Annotated in this window: 10 protein-coding genes; 5 read left to right on the top strand and 5 right to left on the bottom strand. The window is 66.5% G+C overall.

What is annotated here, in order from left to right; genetic code table 11:
* Positions 1-61: 61 nt before the first annotated feature.
* A complete protein-coding gene (locus JYG34_RS22850) occupies positions 62-4,966 on the top strand; it encodes an alpha-2-macroglobulin (RefSeq protein WP_213658456.1) in 4,905 nt (1,634 codons plus the stop codon).
* Positions 4,967-5,030: 64 nt separating this feature from the next.
* Here the strand turns inward: JYG34_RS22850 and JYG34_RS22845 are convergent, their stop codons facing one another.
* Positions 5,031-5,324 (bottom strand): hypothetical protein, encoded by a 294-nt coding sequence (locus tag JYG34_RS22845; protein WP_213658455.1) that lies wholly within the window; start codon positions 5,322-5,324, stop codon positions 5,031-5,033.
* A gap of 68 nt (positions 5,325-5,392) precedes the next feature.
* Between JYG34_RS22845 and pbpC the strand changes: the two genes are divergently transcribed.
* Entirely contained in the window at positions 5,393-7,741 is a 2,349-nt protein-coding gene (pbpC, locus tag JYG34_RS22840) for a peptidoglycan glycosyltransferase PbpC (RefSeq protein WP_213658454.1), read from the top strand.
* Between the two features lie 122 nt (positions 7,742-7,863).
* Here pbpC and JYG34_RS22835 read toward each other — a convergent pair whose 3' ends face one another.
* The 3 genes from JYG34_RS22835 to JYG34_RS22825 form a co-directional block, all read right to left on the bottom strand.
* Complete coding sequence (locus JYG34_RS22835; protein ID WP_011535856.1) at positions 7,864-8,508, bottom strand: oxidoreductase; 645 nt, start codon at positions 8,506-8,508, stop codon at positions 7,864-7,866.
* Positions 8,509-8,535: 27 nt separating this feature from the next.
* Positions 8,536-10,269 (bottom strand): C13 family peptidase, encoded by a 1,734-nt coding sequence (locus tag JYG34_RS22830; protein ID WP_213658453.1) that lies wholly within the window; start codon positions 10,267-10,269, stop codon positions 8,536-8,538.
* Between the two features lie 120 nt (positions 10,270-10,389).
* A complete protein-coding gene (locus tag JYG34_RS22825) occupies positions 10,390-10,845 on the bottom strand; it encodes a MaoC family dehydratase (RefSeq protein WP_213658452.1) in 456 nt (151 codons plus the stop codon).
* A gap of 149 nt (positions 10,846-10,994) precedes the next feature.
* Here JYG34_RS22825 and JYG34_RS22820 point away from each other — a divergent pair, with 149 nt between their 5' ends.
* The 3 genes from JYG34_RS22820 to JYG34_RS22810 are packed head-to-tail and all read left to right on the top strand — an operon-like array spanning position 10,995 to position 12,670.
* A complete protein-coding gene (locus JYG34_RS22820) occupies positions 10,995-11,357 on the top strand; it encodes a CidA/LrgA family protein (protein ID WP_213658451.1) in 363 nt (120 codons plus the stop codon).
* The gene (locus JYG34_RS22815) at positions 11,354-12,070 is read left to right on the top strand and encodes an LrgB family protein (protein WP_213658450.1); all 717 of its coding nucleotides are present in this window, start codon (positions 11,354-11,356) and stop codon (positions 12,068-12,070) included. The genes JYG34_RS22820 and JYG34_RS22815 overlap by 4 nt, the downstream gene beginning before the upstream one ends.
* Before the next feature lie 9 nt (positions 12,071-12,079).
* Positions 12,080-12,670 (top strand): LON peptidase substrate-binding domain-containing protein, encoded by a 591-nt coding sequence (locus JYG34_RS22810; protein ID WP_213658449.1) that lies wholly within the window; start codon positions 12,080-12,082, stop codon positions 12,668-12,670.
* A gap of 101 nt (positions 12,671-12,771) precedes the next feature.
* Here the strand turns inward: JYG34_RS22810 and JYG34_RS22805 are convergent, their stop codons facing one another.
* Positions 12,772-14,088, bottom strand: coding sequence for a bifunctional DedA family/phosphatase PAP2 family protein (locus tag JYG34_RS22805; RefSeq protein WP_213658448.1), 1,317 nt, complete (start codon positions 14,086-14,088; stop codon positions 12,772-12,774).
* Between the last annotated feature and the right edge of the window lie 3 nt (positions 14,089-14,091).

Raw genomic sequence — 14,091 nt, 5'->3', positions numbered from 1 at the left:
AGCCGCCGTTACGCTATAGTTGCTGCCCTCACGTACATGCTGCCGAAGAGTTCTCTCTCAAATGCTCAACAAAGGATTGTTGCTGGCCTGCGCGCTGGCCCTGCTCAGTGCCTGTGATTCCTCCACGCAGGACAAGCCACCAGCGCCTGCCGATGCGGCCACCGCCGTCGCGCCCAGCGAGACCAAAGCGGCCAAGCGCGAAGACCCAGCCGCGCTCGCCAAGCGCTACGCCGGCCGCGAGTTGACTGTGCTGGACGTCTCGGAAGTCCAGCTCGATGGCGCCAGTACCCTGTCGGTCAGCGTCTCCGCGCCGTTGGACGCCAGCCAGGACTTCGCCGCCAAGTTGCACCTGGTGGACACCGTCAAAGGCAAGGTCGACGGTGCCTGGGAACTCTCCGACAATCAGATGGAACTGCGCCTGCGCCACCTGGAGCCGCAGCGCAAGATGGTCCTGACCATCGACAAGGGCCTGCTGTCGGTCAACGGCAACGCGTTGGAAGCCGAGTCGGTCAGCCGTTTCGAAACCCGCGACATGCAGCCCACCGTGGGCTTCGCCAGCCGTGGCTCGCTGTTGCCCACGCGCCTGGCCGAAGGCCTGCCGGTGATCGCCCTGAACGTCGACAAGGTCGATGTCGAGTTCTTCCGCATCAAGCCGGACATGCTCTCGACCTTTCTGGTCAACTGGGGCCGCAACTCCAGCCTGTACTACTACCAGTCCAAGGAAACCCTGGACATGGCCGAACTGGTCTACAGCGGCCGCTTCGACCTCAACCCCGCGCGCAATACCCGCGAGACCGTGCTGCTGCCGATCGCCGGGATCAAGCCGCTGCAGGAGCCGGGCGTGTACCTGGCAGTGATGCGCGCCTCGGGCACCTACGACTACTCGCAGCCGGCCACCCTGTTCACCCTCAGCGACATCGGCGTGTCCGCCCACCGCTACCGCGATCGCCTGGACGTGTTCACCCAGGCCCTGGAAGGCGGCAAGGCGCTCAAGGACGTCACCCTCGAACTGCACGACGACAAGGGCAAGCTGCTGGCCCAGGCCAAGACCGACGGCGATGGCCACGCCCAGCTACCCATCACCCCGAAGGCCGACACCCTGATCGCCACCCAAGGCGTGCACACCACCTTGCTGCGCCTGAACACCGCCGCCCTGGACCTGGCCGAGTTCGATATCACCGGCCCTCAGGCCAATCCGCTGCAGTTCTTCATCTTCGGCCCGCGTGACCTCTATCGCCCGGGCGAGACCGTACTGCTCAACGGCCTGCTGCGTGACCAGGACGGCAAGCCGGTCAAGGCCCAGCCGGTCAGCGTGGAAGTCCGTCGCCCGGACGAGCAGGTCAGTCGTAAATTCGTCTGGGAGGCCGACCAGAACGGCTTGTTCCAGTATCAACTGCAATTGGCCACCGAGGCACCGACCGGCCGCTGGCAACTGCTGCTGGACCTGGGCGGTGGTCGCAAGCAGGTCTACGAATTCCTCGTCGAGGACTTCCTCCCCGAGCGCCTGGCGCTGGAGCTCAAGGGCAGCAGCACGCCGCTGTCGCCGGACGAGACCGCGTCCATCCAGGTCAACGGCCGCTACCTTTATGGCGCGCCCGCCGCCGGCAACCGCCTGAGCGGCCAGGCCTACGTACGCCCGCTGCGCGAAGCGGTGAAGGCGCTGCCAGGCTACCAGTTCGGCGCGGTCACCGAGACCGACCTGAACCAGGACCTTGAGCTGGACGAAGTCACCCTGGACCAGAACGGCAAGGCCCGCATCGAGATCGAAAGCCGCTGGGCCGAGGCCCGTTCGCCGCTGCAACTGACCGTACAGGCCAGCCTGCAGGAGTCCGGTGGCCGGCCGATCACCCGTCGCCTGGAGCAGCCCATCTGGCCAGCCGAGCGCCTGCCTGGGCTGCGTGGCCTGTTCGATGGCGAGGAAACCGATGGCGATGGCCCGGTGGAATTCGAGTTCCTGGTCGCCGACCGCAACGGCAAGAAACTCGCCGCCAACAACCTGAAGGTGCGCCTGATTCGCGAACGCCGCGATTACTACTGGAACTACTCGCAGAGCGACGGCTGGAGCTACAACTACAACGAGAAATTCCTCACCCAGGCCGAGGAAACCGTCAGCGTGAAGGCCGGCTCCACCGCCAAGCTGAACTTCCAGGTGGAGTGGGGCCCGTACCGTGTCGAAGTGGAAGACCCGCAGACCGGTCTGGTCTCCAGCGAGCGCTTCTGGGCCGGCTATCGTGCCCAGGACAACGCCGAAGGCGGCGCCGTGCGCCCCGACCAGGTGAAGATCGCCCTGGACAAACCCGCTTATAAGGATGGCGCCACCGCCAAGGTCACGGTCACCCCGCCGGCCGCCGGCAGTGGCTACCTGATGATCGAGTCCGCCGATGGCCCGCTGTGGTGGCAGGAAATCGATGTGCCGGCCGAGGGCAAGACCTTCGACGTCGAGCTGGACAAGAAATGGGCGCGCCACGACCTGTACATCAGCGCCCTGGTGATCCGCCCCGGCGAGCGCAAGGCCAACGCCACCCCCAAGCGCGCCGTGGGCGTGCTGCACCTGCCGCTGGACCGCGCCGAGCGCAAGCTCGCGGTCAGCTTGCAGGCGCCGGAGAAGATGCGCCCCAAGCAGCCGTTGACGGTGAAGTTCAAGGCCGCCAACGCTGATGGCAGCGTGCCGAAGCAGATCCATGTGCTGCTGTCTGCGGTGGACGTAGGCATCCTCAACATCACCGATTTCAAGACCCCCGATCCGTTCGCCAGCCTGTTTGGGCGCAAGGCCTATGGCGCCGACCAACTGGACATCTACGGCCAGCTGATCGAAGCCGGCCAGGGCCGCCTGGCCAGCCTTGCCTTCGGCGGTGACGCCGCCATGGCCAAGGGCGGCAAGCGCCCGAACACCACGGTGACCATCGTCGCCCAGCAGAGCGTGCCGGTGACGCTCGATGACAAGGGTGAGGGCCAGGCCACGGTCGACATCCCTGACTTCAACGGCGAACTGCGCCTGATGGCGCAGGCCTGGACCGAGGAGCACTTCGGTGTGGCCGAAGGCAAGACCGTGGTCGCCGCACCGCTGATCGCCGAACTGTCGGCACCGCGTTTCCTCGCCGGCGGCGACCGCACCAGCCTGGCGCTGGACCTGGCCAACCTGTCCGGCCGCGCCCAACAGCTGACCGTGCAACTGGTCACCGAAGGCCAACTGAGCCTGGTCGGTGGCGCCCAGCAGAACGTCGCCCTCGGCGAAGGTCAGCGCACTACGCTGATGATCCCGGTACAGGCCCAGGGTGGCCTGGGCCAGGGCAAGGTGCGCGTGCAGGTCAATGGCCTGCAGCTGCCGGGCGAGCCGGCCAACACCTTCGAGCGCGAGTGGACCCTGGGTGTTCGCCCAGCCTACCCGGCGATGCTCAAGCACTACCGCGTGGCGTTGAAGGACCAACCCTGGAACCTGCCTGAGAGCGACCTGGCCGAGTTCGAGCCGGCCGGCCTGGAAGCCACCCTGGCGCTGTCGAGCCGCCCACCGCTGAACCTGGCCGAGCAGATCCGCGCCCTCGAGGCCTACCCCTACGGTTGCCTGGAGCAGACCACCAGCGGCCTGTACCCCTCGCTGTACGCTGATGCCGACAGCCTCAAGCGCCTGGGCATCAAGGGCGAGCCGGCCGATGTACGCAAGCGCAAGATCGAGATGGGCATCGAGCACCTGCTGGGGATGCAGCGCTACAACGGCAGCTTCGGCCTGTGGAGTTCCGACAGCGAGGAAGAGTACTGGTTGACCGCCTATGTCACCGACTTCCTGCTGCGGGCTCGCGAGCAAGGTTACGGCGTGCCGGCCGAAGTGCTGAAGAAGGCCACGGAGCGCCTGCTGCGTTATGTGCAGGAGCGCAACCTGATCGAAGTCGATTACAGCCAGGACGCCGACCACACCCGCTTCGCCGTACAAGCCTACGCCGGCCTGGTGCTGGCGCGCAGCCAACAGGCGCCGCTGGGTGCCCTGCGCAGCCTGTACGATCGTCGCGCCGATGCCCGCTCCGGCCTGCCGCTGGTGCAGCTGGCGGTGGCGCTGGACAAGATGGGCGACAAGCAGCGTTCGCAGGACGTGCTCAAGGCTGGCCTGGCGATTAGCCGCAGCAAGGGCTGGATGGCTGATTACGGCAGCGCCGTGCGTGACCAGGCATTGATCCTGGCGCTGTTGCAGGAGAACAACCTGGCGGGCAACCAGGTCGACCAGCGCCTGTTCGCGCTGTCCGACGAACTGGCCGCCAACCGCTGGCTGTCCACCCAGGAGCGCAACGCGCTGTTCCTCGCCGGCCGCGGCTTGCTGGGCAAGCCAGAAGGTAACTGGAAAGCACGCCTGAACAGCGCTGGAGAGATCCGCGAGTTCAGCAACAACGACTCGGGCATGAAGCTCGAAGGCCCGCTGCTTGCCTCACCGCTGACCGTGCAGAACGAGGGTGGCGACACGCTGTACCAGCAACTGACCTTGTCCGGCTACCCGCGCCAGGCTCCGGTCGCCAGTGGTAATGGCCTGGAGATCCGCCGTGAGTACCTGGGCATGAATGGCCAGGCGCTGGATGTGCGCAGCCTGCGCAGTGGCGACCTGGTGCTGGTGCACCTGGCGCTCAAGGCGCAAAGCCAGGTGCCGGACGCGCTGGTGGTGGACCTGCTGCCGGCGGGCCTGGAGCTGGAGAACCAGAACCTCGCCCAGAGCGCCGCCAGCCTGGATAACGCCAGCAGTGCGGTGAAGCAGTGGCGCGAGTCGATGCAGAACGCCAGCGTGGTGCACCAGGAGTACCGTGACGATCGTTATGTGGCGGCACTCAAGCTCGACAGCTACGGCACCACCCACCTGCTGTACCTGGCCCGTGCGGTGACGCCGGGCAGTTATCGCATCCCGCCGCCGCAGGTGGAGTCGATGTACCGGCCGAACCTGCAGGCTACTGGCGAGAGCCAGGGAGAGATGGTAGTGCGCGCCCGTTAAGCTTGCGCTGCTCCTGTGGGAGCGGGTTCACCACCGTCTTCGCTGGTGAACCCGCTCCCACAGGTCAATGCACCACCCAGCTCAACACCCACAACCCCAGCAACGCCCAGATGATCCCGAGGATGATCGACGCACGCAGGAACGCGCGGATTGCCGAGTACAGCAACATCAGGCCAACGATGAGTGCCAGGATGCTGACCAGCGAGGTGTCCATCCCCAGCGTGCGTGCCAGGCCGTCGATGAAATTGCCGCCGGCGTTGGCCAGCAGGTTGAACAACCCGCCCAGGCCGTCGACGATGAAACGGATCACCGAACCCAGTACCTGGCCCAGCCACTCGAAAAAACCTTCTACATGCATAGTCGCTTCCTGATGAACGAATCGGCGGTTCCCCGCCTTTGGCCGTCCTCCGGCCCGGTCGGTTCCCGATGCCAAGCTTAGCGCGCCCGCGCCTTGCCAGGGGGCTGCGTCGTGTCTGCGTGACGATCCTGTCGACCTTTGCCTTGCTATGGCTGGCCGATCGAATCTGGCCATTGCCGATGCCGGGCGATGACCTGGCGCGGGTGGTGCTGGCCGAGGACGGCACGCCGTTGTGGCGCTTCGCCGACGGCGATGGCGTATGGCGTTACCCGGTCAGCCCGGACGAGGTGTCGCCGCTGTACCTCGAGGCGTTGCTGGCCTACGAGGACCGCTGGTTCTATCAGCACCCCGGGGTCAACCCCATGGCCCTGGCCCGGGCGGCCTGGCTCAACCTGCGGGGTGGGCGGGTGGTATCGGGGGGCAGCACCCTGTCGATGCAGGTGGCGCGTCTGCTCGACCCGCACGACCGCACCCTGGCGGGCAAGCTGCGCCAGTTGTGGCGCACGGCACAGCTGGAATGGCACCTGTCGAAACAGCAGATCCTGCAGCTCTACCTGAACCGCGCGCCCTTCGGCGGCACTCTGCAAGGGGTGGCGGCGGCCAGTTGGGCCTACCTGGGCAAGTCACCGAAACACCTGACGCCCGCCGAGGCGGCGTTGCTCGCCGTATTGCCCCAGGCTCCCAGCCGCTTGCGCCCCGACCGTCACCCCGAGCGTGCCCAGCGCGCCCGTGACAAGGTCCTGCAGCGCCTGGCCGAGTACCAGGTGTGGCCGGCCCAGCGCATCGACGAAGCGCGCGAGGAGCCGTTGCTGCTCGCCCCTCGCCAGGAGCCGGCGCTGGCGCCGCTGCTGGCCCGGCGCCTGAACAGCCCCGACAGCCCGCCACTGATCCGTACCACGATCGACGCCGCCCTGCAGCGGCGTCTGGAAGACCTGCTGCTGGGCTGGCGCGCACGACTGCCTGAGCGCACCTCGGCCGCGCTGCTGGTGGTGGAGACGCAAAACATGGCGGCGCGCGCCTATCTGGGGTCGATCGACCTGGCCGATGAGCGTCGTTTCGGTCATGTCGACATGATCCACGCGCTGCGTTCGCCCGGCTCGACGCTCAAACCCTTCCTCTATGCCATGGCCATGGACGAGGGCCTGATCCATTCCGAGTCGCTGCTGCAGGATGTACCGCGGCGTTACGGTGACTATCGCCCGGGCAATTTCTCCATGGGTTTCAGTGGCCCGGTGTCGGCCAGCTCCGCGTTGGCGCTGTCGCTCAACCTGCCGGCGGTGCAGTTGCTCGAGGCCTATGGCCCGAAACGTTTCGCCGCGCAGATGCGCATGGGCGGCGTGCCGTTGATTCTGCCGCCGTTGGCTGAGCCGAACTTGTCGCTGATCCTGGGAGGCGCGGGCAGCCGGCTGGAGGACCTGGTCGGCGGCTATGCGGCGTTCGCCCGCGAAGGGCGCAGCGCGCACATTCGCCTGCAACCTCAGGACCCGTTGCTGGAGCGTCGGCTGTTGTCGCCGGGCTCGGCCTGGATCACCCGGCGTATTCTCAGCGGCCAGGCCCGTCCGGACCGCGACCCCCACGCCGAACTGGTGCAGCGCCCACAGTTGGCCTGGAAGACCGGAACCAGCTATGGCTTTCGCGATGCATGGTCGGTTGGCGTCGGCCCACGCTACTTGATCGGTGTGTGGATCGGTCGTCCCGATGGCACCCCGGTACCGGGGCAGTTCGGCCTGGCCTCGGCGGCGCCGTTGATGCTTCAGGTGCACGACCTGCTGAGCAACCGCGATGCCCAGCGTGGTATCAACGTGCCAGTGGAAGCTGTGCCGGATTCGGTGGGGGTTGCGGCGATCTGCTGGCCGTTGGGCCAGCCGATGAACCGCCAGGACCCCAACTGTCGCCGCCAGCGCTTTGCCTGGACCCTCGACGGCACCACGCCGCCGACTTTGCAGGCGGCGGACCAGCCGTTGGGGCTTGGGTTGCGTGAGTCCGTCTGGGTCAATGAGCAGGGATTGCGGGTGGACAGCGGTTGTCCAGGCGCCAAGGCCCGCGACATCGCGTTGTGGCCGGCGCCCCTGGAGCCCTGGCTGCCCCGGGCGGAGCGGCGGTTGGCCCGGCTGCCGACCGTGGATCCGGCCTGCCCGCCGCAAGTGGGAGCCAGTGCGCCGCCCCTGTCGATCGTCGGCGTGCGCCCGGGTGACAACTTGCGCAGGCCGGCCACCAGCGATGAGGCGCTGCAATTGCGAGTCTCGGCGTTGGGCGGTGGAGGGCAGCGCTGGTGGTTCCTCAATGGTCAGCCGCTGGGTGAGACCCGTGGGCAGGACAGCCTGCTGGTGCGTTTCGAGCAGGTCGGGCGTACCGAATTGAGTGCGTTGGATGAAAGTGGTGAAACAGCGCGGGTGGAGTTTCAGGTCAGCGAGTGAAGCAGGTCGATGCTCTGTAGGAGCGGCTTCAGCCGCGATCATTCGCGAAGCGGATGCCAGTCACCGGGTTGCCCGCATCGCGGCTGAAGCCGCTCCTACAGAGGTCGCGTCAGGTCAGATGATCAGCGTTTGCCCAGCTTGCGCAACTCGTCGGACTCGACGACGCGTATGCCGTCCTCTTCCTCCAGCGCCAGGCGCCACAACGCCCGGGCCAGGGCGCAAACCTCGATGCCCCGGTACTTGCCTGGCACCAGGCGCATCAGCGGCGCGGCCAGGCGTTCACCCAGCCGCGGTTGGGTGCGCTCACCCAGCAGCAGCGACGGTCGCACGATGGTCAGCTGCGGCCAATCCTGTTGCTTGAGTGCCTCCTCCATCTCACCCTTGACCCGGTTGTAGAAGATCGTGGATTTCGGGTCGGCGCCCAGGGCGCTGATCACCAGCAGGTGGCGCGCGCCCATCTCCCGGGCGCGTTTGCTGAAGGCCACGACCATGTCCAGGTCGACGGCGCGGAAGGCGGATTCGGAGCCGGCCTGCTTGAGCGTGGTGCCCAGGCAGCAGAAGGCGATATCGACGCGGCCAGCCAGTTGCGGGAGAAACACGGCCGGGTCACCCACTGGGTTTTCCAGGTGCGGGTGCTCGGCCAGTGGCCGGCGAGTAGGCGCCAGCACACGGCTGATGGTGGGTTCGTTGAGCAGGCGGTCGAGCAGGTGTTCACCCGTCAGACCCGTGGCACCGGCAAGCAGGACATGCTGAGGCGTCAAGTACATGATGTCTCTCCCTTGTTACTTCAAAGCTTAGTGGGTGCCCGGTGTTTTTGCGCGGTCACCCGCCGCGGGGCGGGCATCAGTGCCCAGGGCTTGCTCGGCCTGTTGCCGGCGCAGGCGCTGCCAGTGCGCGATCACCGCTGGCGGGGCCCACAGCTGCGGCTCGGAGGCCTCGAAACCGTCCCGTCGTTCTCTTTCGGCAACGGTCTTGCGCGCCAGTTCAAACGCCTGTTTCAGGTCGTCGGTCTGGTTCAGCGCCTGGGCGAACAGGGCATCGCCGAAGTAGGTGAAGTCAGCCTCCTCCGAACAGCCGAAGGAGACCCGGTCGGGGCGCGCGGCGGTCATGATCAGGGTCCGGTCGTCCTTGAGCGGGGCGATGTAGCCCCCGGAATAGCAGGCCGAGATGACAATCACCTTGTCGCGCTCCTTGAGCGGCGCGAGGGCGCTTGCCAGTTCGTCGGCGCTCAGGTCGGCCAGTTGCAGGCGCGGTTGGTCCAGCACCAACTGGTGATCGTGGCTGCCGTGGCTGGTCAGGTAGATGAACACCAGGTCTTGCGGGCCGCTGCGTTCGGCCAGGGTACGGGCGGCGCGGGTGAGGTTCTCGCGGGTGGCCATGGGGCGGTCGGCCAGGTGGTCGCGGTGGTTGACCAGGGTGACCTGGCCCTGGGCGCCGAAGCGCACCTTGAGCATGTTGCTGACGTAGTCGGCCTCGCGCAGGAACACGCTCTGCTGGCCGTCCCCGGCCACCACCAGGCTGTACAGCTGCAGCGGCGCGGCCGAGCGTGGAACCTTGGCCAGCGCGTCGTCCAGCAGCTTGCCCTGGTTGAGCAGGGCAAGATCGAGGGGGTCGGGGAGCAGCTTGCCCTTCTCGTCGCGCACACGCACACCATTGACCCAGGTGCCGCCCTCGGCCTTGCCGTCGGCGCGGGTCAGCTGGCCGTGCCCCTGGTAGGCGTCGTCGGCGAAGCCGCCGGCATACTGGCTGCCATCGGCCAGTTGCAGGGTGCCCATGCCATTGAAGCGCCAGTCGCGGAAGCCGCCCTTGTAGCGGCTGCCATCGCTGCCCAGCAGCTCACCTTCGCCGACCAGCACGCCGTCCTTGAAGTCGCCGATCCACACGTCGCCATCGGCGTTCTCGTAGCGGCCGCGACCTTCCAGGCGGTTATCCTTGAATTCACCGATGTATTGCTCGCCGTCGGTGCTGTCGTAGGTGCCGGCGCCCTGGAGCTGACCGTCGATGAAGTGGCCGCTGAACTGGTTGCCGCTGGCGTCGCTGCGAACGCCCGCGCCATTGGGCTTGCCCTTGGCGAACAGGCCCTGGTAGCGGCTGCCGTCGGCCAGTTCGAGCTGGCCGGCACCTTCGTACTGGTCATCCTTGAATTGGCCACGGTAGGTCTGGTCGTGTTGCTTGAGCGCGCCCTCGCCATCGCGTCGGCCATGCTTGAAGGTGCCGGCATAGTGGCTGCCGGGGGTGGTGAGGTCACCCAGGCCCTGGAACAGGCCTTCGCTGAACTGGCCGCGGTACACCTCGCCGTTGCTGCCGTGCCATTCGCCCTGGCCGTGCCACTGGCCATCCTTGAAGGTGCCGGCGTACCAGCTGCCGTTGGGGTAGTCGATGCGCCCTTCGCCCTGCAGCAGGCCATTGACCACCTGGCCACGGTAGCGACCGCCATCGGGCAGGCGTGCGTCCGGTGGCGACAGCGGTTCGCCTTCGCCGCAAGCGGTGAGCAACAGGATCAGGGTGAGGGGAAGCAGTGGGCGCATGGTGGAGTCCGGACGAACGATGCGCCGAGTATGCCGCAGAATGCCGGGGAGCGTGAATGAGCGGCGCTTGTGGAAGCGGGTTCAGCCGCTCCCACGGATTTCGTGCCGGATCGTGCTGCTTCAGACGAAGCAGAGCGACAGCGGTTCGGCGATATAGGCCGGTTTCTCCTCACCCTCGATCTCGAGGGTGGCGGTTGCCTTGAGCAGCCACTGCCCCGGTTTCTTCTCGGTGGCGTCGACCAGTTCGACCTTCAGCCGCACATTGCTGTCGACCTTCACCGGCTGGATGAAGCGCACGCTGTCGAGCCCGTAGTTGACCACCATCTTCAGCCCTTCGGGCAGCACCAGGATATCTTCCATCAGCTTGGGGATCAGCGACAGGGTGAGGAAACCATGGGCGATGGTGGTGCCGAAGGGGGTCTTGGCCGCTTTTGCCGGGTCCACATGGATGAACTGGAAATCGCCGGTGGCCTCGGCGAACAGGTTGATGCGTTGCTGATCGATCTTCAGCCAGGCGGAACGTCCCAGTTCCTTTCCAACGTACTGCGAAAGCTCTGTAACGGGTACATAGGGCATCGCGACTCTCCAGATTGTCATTTGGTACGAATGTGCAAGATCAGCACGACGAACGGTTTCAGTCAAGTTGCCCGCTTTTCGCCGAATATCGCCTTATAGACACTTGCTTAGCGTGCTTATAATGGCCGCCATGCTCTCGGGAGGTCCTTATGCTGTTGCGTGGTTTGACCTGGCTGGTGCTGTTCCAGTTGCTGGGGACGGCGATCAATCACCTGTTCCTGGCGATCCTGCCCGGGCCGATCATCGGCCTGCTGTTGCTGCTGGCCTTCCTGATGATCCGTGGCGAGGTGGGCAAGCCGCTCAACGACGCCGCCAGCAGCCTGTTGCGCTACCTGCCGTTGCTGCTGGTGCCGCCGGCGGTGGGGGTGATGGTCTACGCCAGGGATATCGCCGCGGACTTCTGGGCCATCGTCGGCGCGCTGCTGATCTCCTGTCTGCTGACCCTGGTGTTCGTCGGCGTGCTGATGCAGCGACTCATCCATCGCCAGGGCCAGCGCGAGGAGCAGCCATGACCCTCGACTGGCACGGCGCGCTCGATGCGGTCATCCACCACCCGCTGTTCGGCATCGGCATCACGCTGGCCGCCTACCAGATGGTGCTGGCGGCCTACGAAAAGACCCGCTGGATCTTCCTGCAGCCGGTGCTGGTGTCGATGCTGGTGGTGATCGGCGTACTGTTGCTGTGCGGTATCGACTACAGCGAATACCGCAAGAGCACCGAAATCATGAACATTCTTCTCGGCCCGGCCACCGTGGCCCTGGCGGTGCCGCTGTACCTCAACCTGCGGCGCATCCGCCAACTGTTCTGGCCGACATTTACTACGCTGGTAGTCGGAGGGCTGTTCGCCACCGTGGCGTGCCTGGCGCTGGGGTGGTGGTTCGGCGCCGAGCACATGATCCTGATGACCATGGCGCCGAAGTCGGTGACGTCGCCCATCGCCATGCTGGTGGCCGAGCAGATTGGTGGCGTGGCGGCCCTGGCGGCGGTGTTCGTGCTGATCACCGGGGTGATCGGGGCGATCTTCGGCCCGGCGCTGCTGACGCGCTGTGGTGTGCTCAGCCCCGAGGCGCGGGGCATGGCGCTGGGGGTGACCGCCCATGCGGTCGGCACCTCGGTGGCCTTGCAGGAAAGTGATGAATGCGGCGCCTTCGCCGCGCTGGCGATGAGCCTGATGGGCGTGGCCACGGCAGTCTTCCTGCCGCTGGCGGTCAGCCTGGTGGCTTGAGGAAAACACATGACGCTACCGCTTTTTCCCCTCAATACCGTGTTGTTCCCCGGTTGCCTGCTCGACCTGCAGATCTTCGAGGCACGCTACCTGGACATGATCGGCCGTTGCATGAAGCAGGGCACGGGCTTTGGCGTGGTGTGCATCCTCGAAGGCGAGCAGGTGGGCAAGGCCCCGCCAGCGGTGGCCTCGATTGGTTGCGAGGCGCTGATCCGCGACTTCGTGCAGCAGGACAATGGTTTGCTGGGTATCCGCGTCGAAGGTGTCCGGCGGTTCACTGTCGAGCAGACCGAGGTGCAGAAGGACCAGCTCATGCTCGCCGAGGTGCAGTGGTTGCCTGACCAGGCGGACAGCCCGTTGGTGGAGCAGGACGATGACCTGCTGGCGTTGCTGCTGGCGCTGGGCGAGCACCCGATGGTGGAGGCGCTGGACATGCCCCGGGATGTCGATGGGCGCCAGTCGCTGGGCAACCAGCTGGCGTACCTGTTGCCGTTCGTGGAGGAGGACAAGCTGGACCTGCTGGCGATCGATTCTCCGCAGCGGCGGCTGGAGGCGATCCAGGCGCTGCTCGAACGGATTCAGGGCGAACTGTTCGCCTGATCAACCCGCGTCGGCTTCTGCGCGGGTAAACCCGCTCCCACAGGTACGGCGCTGCTTCTGTGGGAGCGGGTTTACCCGCGAAAGGGCCGGTGCAGCCAACCTCAGTACTGGTAGCGCAACAACGCCTTGGGCAGCGCATGCAGCATGAAGAACGACAACAGCGCGACACAGGCCGGCAGCACCAGCCACCATACCCGTTGCGACAACGCCGTGAGCGGCTGGCGATGTTGCACCAGTGTCAGGCTCACCGCGCATACGCAGCACGCCAGCAATGCCCCGGCCAGGATATCCGTCGGCCAGTGCGCCCCCAGGTACACCCGCGACAGGGCGATGGCCAGCGCCGGCAGGCAGCCCAGCAACACCCAGGTCAGGCGCATGCGCGGTGGCTGACCACGCCCGGCCAGTACTGCCAGCACCAGAAAGAACGCGAACGACGCCGAACTGTGTCCACTGGGCATGCTGTAGCTGGTCAACGGATCGGCCAGCACTTCCGGGCGTGCGCGGGCAAACAGCCATTTCAGCGAGCCATTGGCCAGCGCGGTACCGATTAGTGTCGCCCCGGCGAACAGCGCATGGCGCCATTGCCGGGCCAGCAACAGCAGGCCGGTCAACAGGCCGCCGAGGAAGAACTGGGTGCGGAAGTCGCCCAGCCGGGTAATCATCACCACGGCGCCATCGATGGCCTGGCTGCGATGCTCCTGCACCAGGGTCATCAAGCCCTGGTCGAATTCGTTGAGGTAGGGCCAGCCGATGAACAGCGCCGCCACCGCCAGGCTGCTCAGCGCGGCGATCAGCCGTGTACCGTAGCGTTGGTCGCGCAGGCTGCTGTTCAGGCTCAGGCCGATCAGCACCGCGAGCGTGCTGAAGACGATGCCGGCCTCCAGCCAGAAGCCCTCCGGCAAAGGCAGCCGCATCGCCGCGCCGGTGGCCCAGCCCGGCAGCAGGTAGGCGACCGACCAGCCAGCCCCTGCCACCAGGCTGACGGCGATGAAGCGCGGCAGCGGCATGTCGAACATGCCGGCCACCATTGGTAGCATCGGGCGTAGCGGGCCGATGAAGCGCCCGACCAGCAGGCTGGCGATGCCGTAGCGCTGGAAGTACGCCTCGGCGCTGCCGATCCACTCCGGGTGGCTGCGCAGCAACGGCAGGCGGCGGATGTTCTGGTGGAAGTACTTGCCCACGCCGTAGGAGAGCGCGTCACCGAGCAGGCCGCCGAGGAAGCCCAGCAGCAGGGTCTCGCCAATCGTGAAGGCACCGCTGCCGGCCAGTACGGCGACGGCGAACAGCAGCACGGTGCCGGGCACGATGATGCCGGCGATGGCCAGGCATTCCACGCAGGCGATCACGAAGATCGCCAGGCCAAGCCACTGCGGGTTGGCGCCGAGCCAGGCGGTCAGGCTGTCGAGCCATTGGCCCATGGG

The organism is Pseudomonas entomophila, from assembly GCF_018417595.1.
In the GTDB taxonomy this organism is placed as follows: Bacteria; Pseudomonadota; Gammaproteobacteria; order Pseudomonadales; family Pseudomonadaceae; genus Aquipseudomonas; species Aquipseudomonas entomophila_C.
This window is presented reverse-complemented; position numbering and strand designations above follow the sequence as displayed.

Excerpts from the sequence above, each read along its gene's own strand:
- JYG34_RS22850 (WP_213658456.1), top strand. The coding sequence starts at position 62 with ATGCTCAACAAAGGATTGTTGCTGGCCTGCGCGCTGGCCCTGCTCAGT.
- JYG34_RS22845 (WP_213658455.1), bottom strand. The coding sequence starts at position 5,324 with ATGCATGTAGAAGGTTTTTTCGAGTGGCTGGGCCAGGTACTGGGTTCG.
- pbpC (WP_213658454.1), top strand. The coding sequence starts at position 5,393 with ATGCCAAGCTTAGCGCGCCCGCGCCTTGCCAGGGGGCTGCGTCGTGTC.
- JYG34_RS22835 (WP_011535856.1), bottom strand. The coding sequence starts at position 8,508 with ATGTACTTGACGCCTCAGCATGTCCTGCTTGCCGGTGCCACGGGTCTG.
- JYG34_RS22830 (WP_213658453.1), bottom strand. The coding sequence starts at position 10,269 with ATGCGCCCACTGCTTCCCCTCACCCTGATCCTGTTGCTCACCGCTTGC.
- JYG34_RS22825 (WP_213658452.1), bottom strand. The coding sequence starts at position 10,845 with ATGCCCTATGTACCCGTTACAGAGCTTTCGCAGTACGTTGGAAAGGAA.
- JYG34_RS22820 (WP_213658451.1), top strand. The coding sequence starts at position 10,995 with ATGCTGTTGCGTGGTTTGACCTGGCTGGTGCTGTTCCAGTTGCTGGGG.
- JYG34_RS22815 (WP_213658450.1), top strand. The coding sequence starts at position 11,354 with ATGACCCTCGACTGGCACGGCGCGCTCGATGCGGTCATCCACCACCCG.
- JYG34_RS22810 (WP_213658449.1), top strand. The coding sequence starts at position 12,080 with ATGACGCTACCGCTTTTTCCCCTCAATACCGTGTTGTTCCCCGGTTGC.
- JYG34_RS22805 (WP_213658448.1), bottom strand. The coding sequence starts at position 14,088 with ATGGGCCAATGGCTCGACAGCCTGACCGCCTGGCTCGGCGCCAACCCG.